The sequence below is a fragment of the Sorangium sp. So ce367 genome (genome assembly GCF_051520455.1).
Classification (GTDB): domain Bacteria; phylum Myxococcota_A; class Polyangia; order Polyangiales; family Polyangiaceae; genus Sorangium; species Sorangium cellulosum_B.
Genome location: NZ_CP150334.1, coordinates 5,690,592 through 5,707,500, shown reverse-complemented (window position 1 = coordinate 5,707,500; position 16,909 = coordinate 5,690,592). Strand labels below are relative to the sequence as shown.

10 protein-coding genes and 3 rRNA genes (1 of these 13 running past the window's edge) are annotated in these 16,909 nt (G+C 70.7%); 8 read left to right on the top strand and 5 right to left on the bottom strand.

The window, feature by feature from the left end; all coding sequences use genetic code 11:
• From WME97_RS21770 to rrf (WME97_RS21760), 3 genes are all read left to right on the top strand, one after another.
• Window positions 1–387 (top strand): 23S ribosomal RNA (locus tag WME97_RS21770) (it extends 2,620 nt beyond the left edge of the window).
• Window positions 388–516: 129 nt separating this feature from the next.
• A 5S ribosomal RNA gene (rrf, locus tag WME97_RS21765) occupies window positions 517–633 on the top strand.
• Between the two features lie 204 nt (window positions 634–837).
• Window positions 838–954 (top strand): 5S ribosomal RNA (gene rrf, locus WME97_RS21760).
• Between the two features lie 144 nt (window positions 955–1,098).
• On the opposite strand, the gene WME97_RS21755 is transcribed toward rrf (WME97_RS21760), so the two are convergent.
• Complete coding sequence (locus WME97_RS21755) at window positions 1,099–1,530, bottom strand: hypothetical protein (protein ID WP_437554549.1); 432 nt, start codon at window positions 1,528–1,530, stop codon at window positions 1,099–1,101.
• A gap of 594 nt (window positions 1,531–2,124) precedes the next feature.
• Between WME97_RS21755 and WME97_RS21750 the strand changes: the two genes are divergently transcribed.
• Complete coding sequence (locus WME97_RS21750) at window positions 2,125–7,029, top strand: Lhr family helicase (protein ID WP_437554547.1); 4,905 nt, start codon at window positions 2,125–2,127, stop codon at window positions 7,027–7,029.
• A gap of 250 nt (window positions 7,030–7,279) precedes the next feature.
• On the opposite strand, the gene WME97_RS21745 is transcribed toward WME97_RS21750, so the two are convergent.
• A complete protein-coding gene (locus WME97_RS21745) occupies window positions 7,280–7,594 on the bottom strand; it encodes a KGG domain-containing protein (protein ID WP_437554545.1) in 315 nt (104 codons plus the stop codon).
• 730 nt (window positions 7,595–8,324) lie between these two features.
• Between WME97_RS21745 and WME97_RS21740 the strand changes: the two genes are divergently transcribed.
• The 3 genes from WME97_RS21740 to WME97_RS21730 all read left to right on the top strand — a co-directional run bounded on the left by WME97_RS21740 (window position 8,325) and on the right by WME97_RS21730 (window position 12,156).
• On the top strand, window positions 8,325–9,665 hold the full coding sequence (locus WME97_RS21740) for a hypothetical protein (RefSeq protein ID WP_437554543.1): 1,341 nt from the start codon (window positions 8,325–8,327) through the stop codon (window positions 9,663–9,665).
• 397 nt (window positions 9,666–10,062) lie between these two features.
• A complete protein-coding gene (locus WME97_RS21735; protein WP_437554541.1) occupies window positions 10,063–11,589 on the top strand; it encodes a pre-peptidase C-terminal domain-containing protein in 1,527 nt (508 codons plus the stop codon).
• Between the two features lie 294 nt (window positions 11,590–11,883).
• Window positions 11,884–12,156 (top strand): hypothetical protein, encoded by a 273-nt coding sequence (locus WME97_RS21730; protein ID WP_012236596.1) that lies wholly within the window; start codon window positions 11,884–11,886, stop codon window positions 12,154–12,156.
• Between the two features lie 86 nt (window positions 12,157–12,242).
• On the opposite strand, the gene WME97_RS21725 is transcribed toward WME97_RS21730, so the two are convergent.
• Entirely contained in the window at window positions 12,243–12,881 is a 639-nt protein-coding gene (locus WME97_RS21725; protein ID WP_437554539.1) for a response regulator, read from the bottom strand.
• Window positions 12,882–13,241: 360 nt separating this feature from the next.
• Here WME97_RS21725 and WME97_RS21720 point away from each other — a divergent pair, with 360 nt between their 5' ends.
• The gene (locus tag WME97_RS21720) at window positions 13,242–14,168 is read left to right on the top strand and encodes a lysophospholipid acyltransferase family protein (RefSeq protein WP_437554537.1); all 927 of its coding nucleotides are present in this window, start codon (window positions 13,242–13,244) and stop codon (window positions 14,166–14,168) included.
• A 164-nt stretch (window positions 14,169–14,332) separates the two neighbouring features.
• Here WME97_RS21720 and WME97_RS21715 read toward each other — a convergent pair whose 3' ends face one another.
• Together WME97_RS21715 and WME97_RS21710 are read right to left on the bottom strand one after the other, a co-directional pair.
• Window positions 14,333–15,070, bottom strand: coding sequence for an ABC transporter ATP-binding protein (locus WME97_RS21715; RefSeq protein ID WP_437554535.1), 738 nt, complete (start codon window positions 15,068–15,070; stop codon window positions 14,333–14,335).
• A gap of 75 nt (window positions 15,071–15,145) precedes the next feature.
• The gene (locus WME97_RS21710) at window positions 15,146–16,741 is read right to left on the bottom strand and encodes a hypothetical protein (protein WP_437554533.1); all 1,596 of its coding nucleotides are present in this window, start codon (window positions 16,739–16,741) and stop codon (window positions 15,146–15,148) included.
• Between the last annotated feature and the right edge of the window lie 168 nt (window positions 16,742–16,909).

Sequence of the window (16,909 nt, the reverse complement as noted above, 5' to 3'; positions counted from 1 at the left end):
GCATCCTGGGGCTGGAGCAGGTCCCAAGGGTTCGGCTGTTCGCCGATTAAAGCGGTACGCGAGCTGGGTTTAAAACGTCGTGAGACAGTTTGGTCCCTATCTGCCGTGGGCGTAGGACACTTGAGAGGAGCTGCCCATAGTACGAGAGGACCTGGGTGGACGTACCTCTGGTGTTCCGGTTGTCCTGCCAAGGGCATAGCCGGGTAGCCATGTACGGAACGGATAACCGCTGAAAGCATCTAAGCGGGAAGCCGGCCTCAAGACTAGGTGTCCCGGGCCGCAAGGCCCCTAAAGACCCCTCGTAGACCACGAGGTTGATAGGCCGGGTGTGGAAGCCGAGCAATCGGCGGAGCTAACCGGTACTAATAGGTCGTGCGGCTTGACCATACTTCTAAGGCAAACATCGAAGCGTCGCGCCCGGAGTTCGGGTGACGAGCAGCGTGACACAGCTGGCCCAGCGTAGAGCACCGCGAAGAGCGGGCTCCGCCGGGTTCCGATTGGACGCACCCACAAGTTTCCGGTGGTGATATCGAGAAGGTCACACCCGATCCCATACCGAACTCGGAAGTTAAGCTTCTTGGAGCCGATGGTACTGCCAGGGCAACCTGGTGGGAGAGTAGGACGCCGCCGGGATTTTTTTTTGAGCTTGCGCGCTGACATCAATGCGCAGGCCTTTTGGCCGCGAGACCGCGGCTGGTCGCTGCTCCCAGGGCAAGCAGCGATCGCGTCGTGCCTGAACCAGGCCGACGAGCATGCCAGCACGGCTGGCAAGGCGTTGGGCGCCGCGAGAAGCGGGCCCTGCCGAGCGTCCGACCGGAATGGACGCGCCCGCAAGTTTCCGGTGGTGATATCGAGAAGGTCACACCCGATCCCATACCGAACTCGGAAGTTAAGCTTCTTGGAGCCGATGGTACTGCCAGGGCAACCTGGTGGGAGAGTAGGACGCCGCCGGGGTTTCTTCGAACCTGCGCACGGTGAGAGCCGTGCGCAGGTTTTTTTTCTTTGTCGCTCGTGTGGCTCTTCAGGGGCCCCGCGCGGCGCGCGAGACCGGGAGGAGGGGGCGCGCGGCGCCGGACCGAGCACGTCCGGCCGCGCGGGTCAGCCGGCGGCGCCCTGGATGCTCTGCGACATGACCTGCCGGCGGAGATCGTGGCTGAAGTGCTGGAGCACCCAGCGCTCCGCCTCGATGAAGGTCGAGAAGACCTTGAAGGGATGGGGCGTTGGCTTCAGCCAGTTGAGCGCGGTGATGACCCCGTTCACCACCCTGGAATCGCCCACCACGCCGCTCGCGAGCAGGTGCGCGCGCGTCTCGTGTTCGTAGTCGACGTACATCTGCGTGATGGCGCGCCGCTGCACGGCGTCCGGCATCCGGCTGCCGCGGATGTCGTTGATCAGACCGAATGGCCCCGCGCGGATGAGCTGAGTCATGCCCTTCATCAGCTCGTCCCAGTCGCTCTGGATGAAGTCCATGCCGGAGCGCATCACGACCAGCGGATAACGCGAACGATCCAGCTCAATTCCGTGAACCACGACCCCCTCCGTCTCTGAGGACGCATAGTCTGCCATGTGTCACGGGCGGATCCTACGAAGGGGTGACGCGGACCGCGCCGCTGCTCGCTCGAACGCCCGCGCCGCGAGGACCCCCGGCCGTCGCGTGCCGGGGCGAACCACGTCGCTTTCCACCTCGGAGGGTCGGATCGGCGGTCTGCCGAGAAGCACCCGTCCCGGGTCGGATCGGCCGTGCCCGCCTGGGCCCCTTCAAACTTAGGTGAGCGCCGGCGGGTGGGTCCACGCGGCGGGGGCGGGCGGGCGCGCTGGAGCACCGACCGAGGTGCCATAAGGCCCTCAGGGGGCTCGAGGTCTCAGGCGCGCCTTGTGTGGCGCGCAACATGACGTCCCAGCTGGCATGGCCCGAAGGGAGACATGCCGGGCGGTGTTTCCATGCGTAAGCTCCAGGTCCCCGCCTTGGCGGATGGCCAGCGCCCGCCCGCCCGCGCCGCGTGGACCCACCCGCCGGCGCGGCTGGGCGGCTGGAACGATCTATTGCACCGCCTCCCGCCGCGAGGGATGGCTCTTGCATACCCAGCAACCCCCGCTCAGGCAGGGATCGCGCAAGCGCCGCCGATGGCCAAGAGACGCCCCCCCGCACCCGATCCGCTCGACCGCTTCCACCCCGCTACCCAGGCGTGGTTCCGCGCGGCTTTCGCCGCGCCCACCCCCGCCCAGGTGCAGGGCTTCCCGCCCATCCTCGACGGCGCCTCCACCCTGCTGCTCGCGCCGACCGGCTCGGGCAAGACGCTCGCCGCCTTCCTTGCGGCCATCGACCGGCTCATGGCGTCGCCCGAGCCCGAGGCCGCCGAGCGCTGCCGCGTCGTCTACGTATCGCCCCTCAAGGCGCTCGCGATCGACGTCGAGCGCAACCTGCGCGCGCCGCTCGCCGGCATCGCCGCCGCCGCCGAGCGCCTCGGCCTGCCCTACCGCGTCCCCCAGGTCGGCGTGCGCTCCGGCGATACCGCGCCCGAGGACCGCGTCCGGCTCGCCAAGAGGCCGCCGGACATCCTCATCACCACCCCGGAGTCGCTCTACCTCCTGCTCACCGCGGCCGCGCGCGATCGGCTGCGCGCCGTCGAGACCGTCATCATCGACGAGATCCACGCGCTCGTCGCGACGAAGCGCGGGGCGCACCTGGCCGTGTCCCTCGAGCGGCTCGAGGCGCTCCGATCCGCGCCGCAGCCGATGCAGCGCATCGGCCTTTCCGCCACGCAGCGGCCGCTCGACGAGGTCGCGCGGCTGCTCGGCGGCGGCGAGACCGACGGCGCCGGCGGGCGCTTCGCGCCGCGGCCGGTGACCCTCGTCGACGCGAGCGCCCCGAAGGCCCTGGAGCTCCGCATCGAGGTGCCCGTCGAGGACATGACCAAGCTCGGCGAGGCCGCCCGCGCGGGCGAGGGCCCGCGGGGGGCGCCCGCCGAGCCGGCGCAGCGCTCGATCTGGCCGAGCATCCACCCGCGCCTCGTCGAGCTCGTCCGCGCCCACCGCACCACGATGATCTTCGTGAACAGCCGGCGCCTCGCCGAGCGCCTCGCCGCGGCGCTCAACGACACCGCCGGCGCCGAGATCGCGCTCGCGCACCACGGATCGATCGCCCGCGAGCAGCGGCAGCAGATCGAGGAGCGGCTCAAGGCGGGCCTCCTGCCGTGCATCGTCGCGACCTCGTCGCTCGAGCTCGGCCTCGACCTCGGCTCTGTCGACCTCGTGATCCAGCTCGAGGCGCCGCCCTCGGTCGCCGCCGGGCTCCAGCGCGTCGGGCGCGCGGGGCACGAGGTCTCCGGCACCTCGCGCGGCGTCGTCTTCCCGAAGCACCGCGGCGATCTGCTCGCGTGCGCCGCCGCCGCGTCCCGCATGCGCGAAGGGAAGGTCGAGGCGACCCTGTACCCGAGGAACCCGCTCGACGTCCTCGCCCAGCAGATCGTCGCCATCGCCTCGATGGACACCCTCCACGTGGACGCGCTCTTCTCGCTCGTTCGCCGGGCGGCGCCCTTCGCCGAGCTGCCCCGCGCGAGCTTCGAGGGCGTGCTCGACATGCTCTCCGGCCGCTACCCCTCCGACGAGTTCGCCGAGCTCCGGCCCCGCATCGTCTGGGACCGGGTGGGCGGCGCCGTGCGCGCCAGGAAGGGCGCGAAGCGCCTCGCCGTCGTCAACGCCGGCACCATCCCCGACCGCGGCCTCTACGGCGTCTTCCTGGACACCGGCGGCGACGCCGCGCGCCCCGGCCGGCGCGTCGGGGAGCTCGACGAGGAGATGGTCTTCGAGGCCCGCGAGGGCGAGGTCTTCCTCCTCGGCGCCTCTTCGTGGCGCATCACCGACATCACTCATGACCGCGTCCTCGTCGTCCCCGCCCCGGGCGAGCCGGGCAAGATGCCGTTCTGGCGCGGCGACCAGGCCGGGCGCAACGCCGAGCTGGGCGCCTCCATCGGCGCCCTCGCGCGGCGCCTCGCCGCGCTGCCCGACGGCGAGGCCGAGCGCACGCTCGCGGATGAGCATGGCCTCGACGAGCGCGCGGCCTCGAACCTCGTCCGGTACGTGCGCGACCAGGCCGCGGCCACGGGCGACGTCCCGAGCGACCGCACCCTCGTGATCGAGCGGTTCATCGACGAGGTCGGCGACCACCGCATCTGCCTCCTCTCGCCGTTCGGCGGCCGCGTCCACGCGCCGCTCGCGACCTGCATCTCCGAGCGGTGCCGCCTCGAGCTCGGCCTCGCTGTCGACACCGTGTGGACCGACGACGGCATCGTCCTGCGGCTGCCCGAGTCGGAGTCGCCCCCCGACGCGAAGCAGCTCCTGCCGCAGGCCGACCAGGTGGAGGAGCTGCTCGTCCGCGGCCTCGGCGACACCGCCCTCTTCGCCTCGCGCTTCCGCGAGTGCGCGGGCCGGGCGCTGCTCCTGCCGCGCAAGTTCCCCGGCAAGCGCTCGCCGCTCTGGGCCCAGCGCAAGCGCGCCGCCGACCTGCTCGCCGTCGCGTCGCGCTACGGCTCGTTCCCCATCCTGCTCGAGACCTACCGCGAGTGCCTTCGCGACGTCTTCGACCTCACGGCGCTCGAGGATCTCCTGCGGCAGATCGCCGCCCGAAAGGTCCGCGTGGTCACGGTCGACGTCCGCGCGCCGTCTCCGTTCGCGGCCACGCTGCTCTTCACCTACGCCGGCAATTTCATCTACGAGGGCGATCTGCCGCTCGCCGAGCGAAGGGCGCAGGTGCTCACCATCGATCACAGCCGCCTGCGCGAGCTGCTCGGCGAGGCCGAGCTGCGCGAGCTGTTCGACGCAGACGCGGTGCTGGCCCTCGAGGCGTCGCTCCAGCGCCTCGACGGCCGAGCGCCGCTCAAGCACGAGGACCAGGCGCACGATCTCCTGCTCTCGCTCGGCGATCTCACGCGCGACGAGATCGCCCGGCGCGCGGTCGGTCACGACGCCCCGCCCGAAGCGGCCCGCGAGCGCGCCGCCGCCTGGATCGACGAGCTCGTCCGGGATCGGCGCGCCATCGAGGTCCAGATCGGCGGCGAGCGCCGCGTCGCCGCCGTCGAGGACGCGGGCCGGCTGCGCGACGCCCTCGGCGTGGTGCCGCCGCTCGGCCTCCCGATCGCGTTCCTCGAGCCCGTCGCGGACCCGCTCGGCGAGCTGGTTGCCCGCTACGCGCGCACGCACGGGCCCTTCCGCGGCGACGACGTCGCCCGGCGCTTCGGCCTCGGCCCTGCGCCGGTGCTGGCCGCGCTCGCGCGCCTCGCCGAGCGAGGCCGTGTGGTCGAGGGCGAGTTCCTCCCCGGCGGCCGCGGCCAGGAGTTCTGCGACGCCGAGGTGCTGCGCTCGCTGAAGCGCCGCTCGCTGGCCCGGCTGCGCGCCGAGGTCGAGCCGGTCCCGCCGGAGGCCTACGCCCGCTTCCTCGCCGACTGGCACGGCCTGCACCGCCGCCGGCGCGGCCTCGACGGCTTGCTCGCGGCGCTCGAGCAGCTCCAGGGCGCGCCCCTCTCGGCCTCCGCCCTGGAGGCCGAGATCCTGCCCGCCCGCGTCGAGGGCTACCGGCCCGGTGATCTCGACGCGCTCTGCGCGGCCGGCGAGGTCCTCTGGCGCGGCGTCGAGCCGGTCGGCGACGGCGATGGCCGCGTCGCGCTCTACCTGGCCGAGGCCTTTCCGTACCTCGCCCCGCCGCCTGGCCGCGCCGAGGGGGCGCTCGCCGAGGGCATCCGCGCCGCGCTCGCGCGCCGCGGCGCGCTCTTTTTCTCCGACCTGTCGCGCGAGACGGGCGCCTTCGGCGCCGACCTGCTCGCCGCGCTCTGGGATCTCGTGTGGGCCGGCGAGGTCACGAACGATACGCTCGCCCCGCTGCGCGCCCTCGGCCGCGCGTCCGGCTCGAGCGGCCGGCGGCGCGACCGCGATCGCGCTGCGTCCAGCCGCGGCCTCGCGGCGCTGCGGGCGCGTCGGATTGGCCCGCCGGGGAGCGAAGGGCGCTGGTCGCTGCTGTCGTCTCCCGGCGCGTCCGGCGCTGCCGGCGGCGCGTCCTCCGGCGCGCCTGGCGAGACCGAGCGACGCGCGGCGCTCGCCCGCGCGCTGCTCGAGCGCCACGGGGTGCTCACGCGCGAGGCGGCGGCGGTCGAGGGGCTCGCCGGCGGCTTCTCCGCCGTGTACGACGTGCTCCGCGCCATGGAGGAGGCCGGTCAGGCGCGGCGCGGCTATTTCGTCGCCGGGCTGGGCGCTGCGCAGTTCGCGGTGCCCGGCGCCGACGATCGCCTCCGGGCCTGCCGCGAGCCGTCCGACGATCCCCGGACGCTCGTCCTCGCTGCCACGGATCCGGCGAGCCCCTGGGGCGCCGCCGTCCGCTGGCCCGAGCTCCCCGCGCCTGTCGATGGCGGCACCGAAGGCGCCGTCCGCGGCCCGGTCCGGCCGCAACGGGCCGCGGGCGCCCTGGTGATCCTGCACGACGGCCGGCTGCTCGCCTGGATGGGCCGCACCGAGCGGAGCCTCACCACGTTCCTGCCGGAGGCCGAGCCGGAGCGCGGCGACGCGATCCGGGCCATCGCCTCGGCGCTCGGGGCGCTCGTCGACGAGGGGCGGCGGCGCGCCGTGCTCGTGGCCACGATCGACGGCGAGCCCGCGCACAGCTCCCCCCTCGCGCGCGCGCTTTCGGACGTGGGCTTCACCTCCGGAGCGCACGGCTACCTCAAGCGGGCCATCACGCCCGAGGGGGGCGGGTGGCGGCCGCGGCACGTGCCGCCCGCGAACGCGCCCGACTGGGCTCGCCGCGCGGCGGCGGCGGGCCTCGATGCGCCGGAGGACGAGGCAGACGGCTTCAGGCCGCCGCCCGGGCTCCGCTCGTGGCCCTCGGGCCCTCCGACCGGCGGATGGACGATGTCACCCGCCAGCGCGACCGAGGGCGGCGCGCAGGCGGCGGACGGCGGCGCGCCGGACGAGAGCGACCTCGACGACGACGACCCGGCGATGTTCGAGGACGGCGCGGGGATCGACGACGGCTCGGAGTAGCCATCGTCAGGGGCTGGAGTGGCCCTCTCCGAACCAGTGATTCCGGGTACTGGCGTCTGGGTTCCAGCCATCACCCACCGTCGATCGGGGGGCGGGCGCGGAGGAGGGAGCGCTGCGGCGTCGGGCGTCTCGACAGCGCCAAGAAGGACCGCCGAGCAACCGTGAAAGGGGGGATACCTTTCGTGGTTCCTCGGCGGCTCTTCGTGGTCCTCGCGCCCCCGGGCGATCCCGAGCGGCGCGCCGGGACGGTCTAGTTCTGTTGGGGTTGTTCGTCCGCCTTCACCTGTTGCTCATGGCTTCCGCCGCGGCCCTTCCGGCTCCGGCCCTCGCCGTTCGTCGCGAGACTCCGCGCCTCGGCGCCTTTGCGCCCGATCTCGGCCATGTGTTCGCGGTTCTGACTGACAGCCTCGCCGCCCTTGCGGCCCGCTGCGCGCGCCTCCTCGGACGTGAACTCGTGCGCCGTGCCCTTCTCATGAGCTGCCTTGCCGCCCTGACTCGCGATCTGGCGCTGCTGATCCGCGTTCATCGCTGCGAAGCCTCGCTTGCTCTCGCTGGTCTGTCCCATGAATCACTCCTCGGATGGATTGCCTCGTGAACGCCACTCGACGACCGTGGCTACCTGCTGCTGCTTGGCCACATCAGGCCGGCGGTGCCGGCGACGCCGGGGCCATGCTGCAACGCGGGTGCCAGGCCGGGGAGCTCGGACGAATCTGCCGATGCGTCGAGGCCGGACAATTGATGACCATCGGGTCGCCGGGGTGTCGTCTCGAGGGCTCGCTGTGGCAAATTGCCTCACTGTGCGCTCCGCCGTGTCTGGTCGCCCCAGTCTGCGGGCTCCGTCGTGACAGGCTCACTGGAAGCGGCCGGTCGTCCGGATCGTCTTCTGTGACTATCCTCTGATCGAACGAACCAGCGAGACCACTGCCACCATCGCGCAACACAAGAGCTCACGGTGGCCCTTTCAGGGTTCACCTGCGCGGCCGCCGCTGCTCACGATCGAGCGTCCGGCATCTCCGATGGCTCCTTTGCGTTCTGTCCACTCAGGCGGGCCTGTTGATTATCGTGTGGTTGTTATTTTGCTGTGACATGGTTGAATCGGGATGATCCAGGGGCCACCTTGACGGTCTTGTGACGGCAGCCTTCAGGCGGGGCGTCGATGGCTGCGGCGCTGGCGCATCGCGTCTTGACAACACGATGCCGCTGCCGCTCTCGTTGCACTGCATCATCACCTCCAGCGCCCGGCCCGACGACGAGGCTTCCGGGCGGCCGGGGTGACGACATTGCAGGAGATTCACATGGCGCTTGCGATCCAGGGGGCTCGTCTCGATGGGGGCCAGCTCTGCTCACCGAACATGACATCATGGCCGCGCCGCGCGCGCGGCCGGGCTCCGGGCTACGCGCGTGGCGCGGGCCTGGTCGCGCTCACGCTGGCGCTCCTCGCCGGCTGCGGCGGCACCGGCGGCGCGGCGCCCGCGGAGAGCCCTGAGCCGGGCCCCGCGCCCGCGCCCGCGGCGAAGGAGCCTTTCAACATCGAGGAGGCGCTCGCCCGCGAGACAGGCGAGCTGCCCGCCCGGGAGCTCCGCGCCGCGGACTGGTCGGCGCGCGCGTTCGGGGCAGGGGAGGCGAAGATCGAGCCGAAGGAGAAGCTCGTCGCGATCTCCATCCCCCTCGGCACGGACACCCATGTCGAGTGCTTCGTCTACAATACGATGCTCGACTCGGGCGAGGTGATAAGGAACTTCATCGAGCTGCTCGACCCTGCGAAGGTGGAGGTCGCTCGCGTCGTTCCCTGGGAGGTGAGCGTGCACCGGGAGAGCCCCGCGGTGTTCGTGCAGGCCCTCTACCTCGTCCCGACCGCCGGCGGGAAGGCGGCCGGCCTGCTCAAGATCGCGCTGCACGCGGACAGGGCGCGCCCCATCGCCTGCCTGCATGACGAGGTCGGGTATGTCCGCACGTTCGAGCGGCTCGCCAAGGGGCTCTTCGACTCGTTCGAGTCGAAGAGCGCCGCGCCGAAGCCCGAGTACACGGACACCGTCATCCTGCGCCTCGACAAGGTCCCTGTCGGCTTCGAGACGAGCGATCTGCTCAAGGACGAGGGCGGCCAGCGGCGATGGTTCTCCCGCTCGGCCACCTTCCTGCCGCGTGACCCCAAATCTCTGCACATCGAGGATGAGGCGTCGAACGTGCTCATCGATCCTCAGGGGCAGATCAAGGAAGGCGTCTGGATCGAGACGTCGGGAGGCAAGGCGAACCACCGTATCGAGCTGTCCCAGAAGAAGAACTTCGAATACGAGTACTCGGGAGAGGTCGAGGGCAAGAAGGTCCAAGGGACGTTCACGCCGGCGGCCAAGGCGTGGCTCGCCTCGCCCGTCGCCACCGCCTCGGCGCTCGCCCGGCTCCTCAAGAAGAAAGGCTCCTTCGACCTGAAGCAGCAGGAGTACATGCCCAGCGTCGATCCGACGAAGCCCGTCGACGTCCAGTACCTCCGCGACGCCTCGGGCGCCGTCACGGTCTCTCTGAAGACGATGCGCCTCGTGGGCAGCCTCGCTCCGGATGGCCGTCCGGAAGCGTTCGAGATCTCCGCCGGTCCTCCCAAGCTGACGATCCAGCGAGCCTACGTCAGGGGCAAGCTGTAAAACCGCCCGCGGATGCGCTCCCGGGCCTGTCCGGGAGCGCCAAGGCGCTCGCCGACGGCCATGCGCGGCGGGCCTTGCCGGTCGGACACCATCGAGCGCAATCGCCAGCCGGCACCGTCGGGGGATTTTCTATAGAATTGGAAAATTTCCGTGGCGACGAAATGCTGTCGGTTGCGCTGGATGGCTGCAGCGCTTGAGTATCGTCGTCATTTTTATTGATTCATGACGATTTGGTGATCCTGCCCCGCTCGGATCAGGTTATATAACCTCCCGGTCGGCCGAACGACTCTTCGCTGGAACAAAGAATCATTTTTTCGAGCGGAAGGAGCTCTCAATGCGCTCTGTGAGATCGCGTAGATCGCGTGTCTGCGGCTCGGCCAGCTTCAAGCTTGGCGTAATGACCGCGGGTGTATTCGCGCTTACGGCCTGCGTGTCGGATCTCGAGGACGAGCCGGTCGAGGACGTCGGCAGTAGCCAGGAAAGCTTCGAGGCGTTCGAGAGGGCCGCGTTCCGCGAGCCTGGCTCTGGTGTCTACATTGTCGATGGGGACACACCCGTCGCCGACATCAAGCATCTCCGGGAGTTCTGGGAGACGTACGTACGAGATGGCGCTCTCAGCGTGCAACGCAGCGGCGGCAGCGATGTCGTCTGGTCGGCGGTCCAGAAGAAGAGCATCACCTACTGCGTGAGCACGACCTTCGGCGCGCGCCATGCCGCCGTCGTGGCGGCCATGGCTGCCGCCACGGCATCCTGGGAGAGCGCCGCGGATGTCGATTACATCTACCAGAGCGCTCAGGACGCGACCTGCACTGCTGGCAACAGCAACGTCGTCTTCGACGTGAGGCCGACGAACTCCGGCGGCCAGTACATCGCGCGGGCGTTCTTCCCCAACGATACGCGATCGGTGCGGAACGTGCTGATCGACTTCAACGAGCTCCAGGTCTCTGGCGTCGCGCTCGAGGCAGCCCTGCGGCACGAGCTTGGCCACACGCTCGGCTTTCGGCACGAGCACACGCGCCCCGAGGCGGGGGTCTGCTTCGAGGACAATGCGTGGCGCGCGCTGACCACCTATGACTCGGATTCCGTCATGCACTATCCCCAGTGCAACGGCACCGGCGACTGGAACTTTGTGCTGACCGCAAGAGACATCCAGGGCGCCCAGGCGCTCTACGGCCCGCCTGGCGGCGCCGGCGGTAGCGGCGGTAGCGGCGGCGCTGGTGGGGGCAGTGGCGGTAGCGGCGGCGCTGGTGGAGGTAGCGGCGGCGCTGGTGGCGGCAGCGGCGGCAGCACGACGGTGACCGAGAACTTCAGCAGCAGTGTCAACGCAGGTGCGTTCGCGGACATCGGACCGAGCGCCGGTTTCGCTGTCACGCCGGGGACTGGCCTCACTGTGGTGATGACCGGCACCGGCGATCCCGACCTCTATGTGAGGTTCGGATCGGCGCCGACGACGGCCTCGTACAGCTGCCGCCCGTACCTCTCCGGGGCATCCGAGACGTGCACGTTGACCGTGCCGACAGGGCAAACCAAGGCGTACGTCAAGGTCAGAGGGTACAGCGCGGCCACCTGCAACGTGGCGGTGACCTATACCCGATCGAGCGGCCCCAGCAGCGGCGGCGGCACGGCCACGTCGGCCACCTTCAACGGCCGCCTCGCGGCGGGCGCCTCGGCGTCGCACGGGCCCCTCTCGGTGGTTCCTGGCACGAACCTCCGGCTTGTGATGACCGGCACCGGAGACCCTGATCTCTACGTGAGGTTCGGCGCCGCGCCGACCCTGACCTCGTACGACTGCCGTCCGTATCTGGATGGCGCCGCGGAGACCTGCAATTTGACGGTCCCGGCGGGGCAGACGCAGGCCTTCCTCTCGGTGAACGGTTTCGCGGCCAGCACATATCAGCTGAGCGCGACCTACACGGCCCCTTAGTCAGGGCGGGGCCCCGCTGACGCGTCGAGCCATTCGAGGGAATGGATTGGCCGAAGGGTCGCCCAACCGGGTGTGTTCGCACCCATCGAGGGCGTCACTTCGGCGTGACGCGACGCGCCCCTGCTGGCGGCGTCCTGGACACCACCGCTGACGAACCCTCGATACGGGAGGTGGGTATCAGGCGCAGGATGAGCAGAGTACGGAGAGCCCATCGTCCAATCTGCGAGCGACATCTCGCACAAAAATCGTCGCCGAAAATTGGGCGCCTAAGGGAACCCTTCGTAGGGTGCTCTCATGGACAAGAAAATTTTAGCCGCAACTCTCCTGCAGGCTCTGGCCATGGCGCAACGCGAAGGACGCTCCGAGACACTCGACTCGCTGGTCGAGAAGCTGCGCGTTCGCCGCCGGGATATCCGCGGCACGCTGACCCTGCTCCACCGCCAGGGCATGCTGGACGTGCTCCACATGCGACTCACGCTCTCCGGGTTCGCCATCGGCTCGGCGCTCATCGGAAAGACGCTGCCGGCGCTCCGGGCAGCTCCGCGGGCTTCCACCGCGGCGGCGTGAGCCAGCGCCGCGCTGCACGCCGCGCGCGGTGACGGCGGCGCGCGAGCTCCCGGCGCTCGCCGGGCGCTCCCGCGCGACGGCGCCGCCTAGGCCTCGACGAGGCCGGCTCGCACGGCGAGGCGGGTCAGGTCGGCCACGCTGTGCGTCGCCACCTTCGCGCAGAGGCGCGCCCGGTGCGTCTCGACCGTCTTCACGCTGATCGAGAGCTGGGCGGCGACCTCCTTGGCCGAGAGGCCCATCGCGAGCAGCCGGAGCACCTGGCGCTCCCGGTCGCTCAGCGCGGCCACCATGTCGCCCCTGGCGGCGGCGTCGCGCCGCTGGAGCGCGCGCACCATCGCGGCGCTCACGTCCGGCGATACCGCCGTGCGCCCCCGGACGACGGTGCGCAGCGCCTCCACGAGATCGGCGAGCCGGCTCTGCTTCGAGAGATATCCATCGGCGCCGGCCCGCATCGCCTCGGCTACCCGGAACTCGTCGCGGTGCATCGAGAGCACGATGACGCGGAGCTCCGCGACGCCCTTGAGCTCCCGGATGAGGTCGACGCCGCTGCGGTCAGCGAGGCCGAGCTCGATCACCGCCACCTGACAGCGGTGGATCTCCTGCGCTCGGAGCGCCTCCTGCCCGCTTCCAGCCTGAACGACCTCGCTCACCCCCGGCTGCGACGTCAGCGCGTACGCCAGCGCTTCCCGGACGACGTTCTGGTCATCGACGAGCAGGATATTCATGTCGAAGGCCCCCCTTATCAAAGGGCCTTGTAACAGACTACTTTGAGCTCCATGAACCTGTTTTATCGGTAAGGATTCGCCTGGCGACGGCGATTCGGTTCCTGTGATGCTGGACTGGGCTCCTCGCAGAGCGCCTTGGACGAGCGCAGGAGAGAAATCGGCGTCGGGCCGATGGCCCTGGAACGTCGTTTCATCCGAGCGGGGCGTTGTGCCTCGGTGGGGGCGCATGCGCTCCAGCAGCTCGCAGCCCGCAGCCCGCGCGTCTCGTGACGAGCCCTCGGCAGGCTCGCGAAGGCGGCGCGGGGCCCGCGCCCGATGCCTCTCCCTCGGCCGTTATGTTTGCGGTAGATAGGCTGCCGCATGCCTCGCCCGCGCGGAGCGCTCTTCTCCGGTCTACGCCATGACTCGGCCTTCTGGCGCCGCGCCCTCGCCGCGGGCGTCAGGCGCGGGCCGGAGCCCTTGGTGCGCCATAGCCCTCCGGTCTTCGGCGTGCTCTTCGCGGCCGCGCTCCCCGAGCTGCGCCGGCGCGTCGAGCAGAACCTCCGCCGCGTCCGCGGGCCGCGGTCGCGCCTCGTCGACCTGCTCGACAGCAGCGCGGTGTTCGCCGCCTACGGATGCTGCATCGCCGAGGCGCTGCTGCTCGCGAGCGATCGCGGGTACACGGTGGCGCGGCGCTCCCGGGGCGTCGAGCACTACCACGCGTGCGCTGCAGCGGGCCGGGGGGTCATCATCGTCACCGCGCACACCGGGGGCTGGGACATCGCCGGCCAGATCCTCGGCGCGGTGCATCCGGCGGGCGTCATGCTGGCGATGCAGCGGGAACGGGACGCCGAGGCGCGCGCGATCCAGGATGCGGCCCGGCAGCGCGCTGGTGTCCAGGTGGTGCACATCGGTGATGGACCGCTGGACGCCCTGCCGCTCCTCAAGCACCTGCAGCGAGGCGGCGTGGTCGCGATGCAGATCGATCGCGCGCCGCCCGGGATGCGCAGCCGGGAGGTCACCTTCCTCGGCGGCCGCTGGCGGGCGCCCGAGGGGCCGATCGCGCTCGCCGCGATGAGCGGCGCGCCGATCTTGCCCGTGTTCACGCACCGCCTGGGCTTCCTCGACTACGAGGCGGTCGTGGCGCCGCCGATCCGGCTCGCCCGCCGGGCGACCGAGGAGGAGCGGGACGCGGCCGCGGCCGAGATGATGGGCGCCCTGGAGCGCTTCATCCGGGCTCACCCGACACAGTGGTTCCACTTCACCGGCGACGGCCCGGTCGCGCCGGCGGAGGACGGGACGGGTTGAGCTGAACAGCGGAGAAGACCGCAAGTTGGCCGATCAGCGCAAAAGCGGAGAGGCGGAGGCGAGCCGAAAGAACGCCAGAGACATCGAGAGAAGAGATTTCTCTCCGTGTCCTCTTGGCGTCTTTGTTTCTTGTTCCAGGGCGCCTTACGCGGCGCGGCGCCGCTCTACAGCGGCCCTTCGGTCAGCCCGTGGACGAATTGCTTCACGCGCGGGTCGTCGCTCGCCTTCGCTTCTGCGGTGGTGCCGTCGAAGATGAGCCGCCCGCGGTAGAGCATCCCCACCCGGTCGGTGACCGTGAGCAGCCGGTCGAGATCGCTCGAGACCATCACCACGGTCGCGTTCATCGCCCTCTGCTCGGCGCGGAGCAGGTCGAAGATGCGCTGCGACGTGACCGGGTCGAGGCCGGCCGCGGGCTCGTCGTAGAGGACGATCTCGCCGCGCGCGATCGTGGCGCGGGCGACGCCGACGCGCTTCTTCTGGCCGCCGGACAGCCCCGCCGGCGTCCGTCCCTCGAAGCCCGCGAGAGACACCGCGCGGAGCCGCTCCGCGACCCGCTCCTCGATCTCGTCCTCGCTGAGATCGTAGAGCCGGCGCAGAGGGAACGCGATGTTCTCCCCGACGGTCATGTAGTCGAACAGCGCGTTGTTCTGGAACAGCATCCCGAACTTGAGACGGAACGTCTGGAGCTCGAGGTCGCTGAGCGCGTGGACGTCCTTCCCGTCGACGAGCACGCGCCCGCGATCCGGCCGCAGGAGCCCGGTGATCATCTTGAGCAGCACGCTCTTGCCCGACGCGCCCGGCCCGATGAGCCCGTAGAGGCAGCCGGCAGGCACGTCGAGGTCGACGCCCCGGAGTACCGGCATGCCCCCGAAGCTCTTCGTCAGCTGCTCGATCTGGATCATCGTCGCGTGGACACGGTCGCCGGGGAGGGGCGCGCCGGCCTCGATGCTCGGCGGGGAGGGGCGCGCCGGCCTCCTTTACTTGAACGTCGTCCGGGCGACGTCGAGCCGCGGGTGGGACGGGAACGACATCCCGCGGATTTGCCCGGAGATGCACGAGGCGACGCTCGGGTTCGACGGGCTCGTCGTGACGGTGACTCCCACGGCGCGGCCGTTCTGCACCGCGGCGCAGACGTTCACCTCCATGCTCGAGGGCACGTTGCACGCATTCAGGTACGTGCCGCGGTTCAGCACGTTGCCGTAGGCGCCCGCCGTGAGGTCGGCCGGGCCGTTGTTGCCCATCTTGTACTCCTCGACATAGCGCGCCTGCGCCGCCTCACAGCTCAGGCCAGTGCCGAGCGTCGGGTAGCTGCCGCCGCCGCTCGGCCGCGCCCCGCCCCCGGCGCGCCCGGTCTTGCCGCTGCCGAGGCCGGCGTCGACCTCGATCGCGACGCGGTCGGTGGCGCCCTGCACCGCGAGCTCCTGCTCCTTGTGGCTGCGTTCGCGGTACCACCAGCCCGCGCCCGCGGCGAGGATGACGCCCATCAGGGCGAGACCGAGCAGCGCCTTGTACTGCGTGCCCTGCTTCTCGGCCGACACGACGGCGTCGAGCGCGCGCTTCTCCTGCACGATGTCCCGGTTCAGCTTCGCCTGCTCGGCGAACGGGGCGAACTCCTCCCAGTCCTGGATCGCGCGCTCCTCCGCGGAGAACGTGTCGCGCAGCACCTGATCGCCTGTGAAGGAGCCGGACGCGATCTGCTGGAGCAGCTCCACGGACGAGAACGGCCCATGGTCCATGCCGTCCTTGATGACGACGTACCGCGGCCGAGGATCGGACTCGAGCGCGGCCTTGAGATCCGCGAGCTTGCGGGTCGGATCATTGCCGTGCAGGCGCTGCGGCTGGTTGATCGGGATGGCGACCGCGAACGGTCCGTCCCCGGAGACCGCCTGGATCCTCGGCACGGACGGCGCCGACGGGACGCGCGCTTCCTCCTGGTGCCCGGTCGGCGGCATCATCGAGAGGTTGACGTCGACCTCGAACTCGCCGTCGGCATCGAGGTGCGACGTGTCGGCGCTCGGGGGCATCGACGAGGCGCTCGGGACGATCTGGTAGAGCGCCTGCGCGAGGGCGGCGAGATCCGCCGGGCGGTGCTTCGGATCGGCCACGAGCGACTTGCCGAGCACCGTTTCCAGCGCGGGCGGCAGGTCCGGGATCACGTCCGCCGGACGCCGCATCCCGGGACCGACGCTGCTGTTCGTGAGCATCTCGTAGAGGATGGCCCCCACCGCGAAGACGCTCGCGCGCGCGTCGCCTTCGTTGCCCTTGCGCTCCTCGGGCGCCAGGCAGGCGCGGTCGCGCGGTAGCAGAGGAGGGGTGTGGGCGAGCTCCTCGATCAGCTGGATCGTGCCGTTCGCGCCGTGACCGAGGCACGAGGGGTGCACGAACATGGTCCGCCCCTGCGCGTGCAGCTCGTGCAGCTGGGTGCAGAGCGGCACGGCGAGGCCGATGGCCTCACGGATGTCGAAGCGGCGACCGGTCGCGCGGCGCGACTCCATCTCGGCGCGGAGCGTGCCGGCGGGGATGGACATGCCGGCCGGCAAGGGGGTGAGCAGGGGCTGGACCTGAGCGGACATCGGGGACGAACACTACGACAACACGCCGGGTCCGCTCAACGCCGCACCGCAACGTTGCAGTGTCGACGTGCGGCGAAGCCAGGTGCATACGTGGGACGAGCAGTGCGGGCGTGCGCTTGCGGCGTCAGCGTTCGTCAGCGCTCGTCAGCGCGTGTTTGCGTTGGCTTG

Excerpts from the sequence above, each read along its gene's own strand:
- WME97_RS21750 (WP_437554547.1), top strand. The coding sequence starts at position 2,125 with ATGGCCAAGAGACGCCCCCCCGCACCCGATCCGCTCGACCGCTTCCAC.
- WME97_RS21745 (WP_437554545.1), bottom strand. The coding sequence starts at position 7,594 with ATGGGACAGACCAGCGAGAGCAAGCGAGGCTTCGCAGCGATGAACGCG.
- WME97_RS21740 (WP_437554543.1), top strand. The coding sequence starts at position 8,325 with ATGGCGCTTGCGATCCAGGGGGCTCGTCTCGATGGGGGCCAGCTCTGC.
- WME97_RS21735 (WP_437554541.1), top strand. The coding sequence starts at position 10,063 with ATGACCGCGGGTGTATTCGCGCTTACGGCCTGCGTGTCGGATCTCGAG.
- WME97_RS21730 (WP_012236596.1), top strand. The coding sequence starts at position 11,884 with ATGGACAAGAAAATTTTAGCCGCAACTCTCCTGCAGGCTCTGGCCATG.
- WME97_RS21725 (WP_437554539.1), bottom strand. The coding sequence starts at position 12,881 with ATGAATATCCTGCTCGTCGATGACCAGAACGTCGTCCGGGAAGCGCTG.
- WME97_RS21720 (WP_437554537.1), top strand. The coding sequence starts at position 13,242 with ATGCCTCGCCCGCGCGGAGCGCTCTTCTCCGGTCTACGCCATGACTCG.
- WME97_RS21715 (WP_437554535.1), bottom strand. The coding sequence starts at position 15,070 with ATGATCCAGATCGAGCAGCTGACGAAGAGCTTCGGGGGCATGCCGGTA.
- WME97_RS21710 (WP_437554533.1), bottom strand. The coding sequence starts at position 16,741 with ATGTCCGCTCAGGTCCAGCCCCTGCTCACCCCCTTGCCGGCCGGCATG.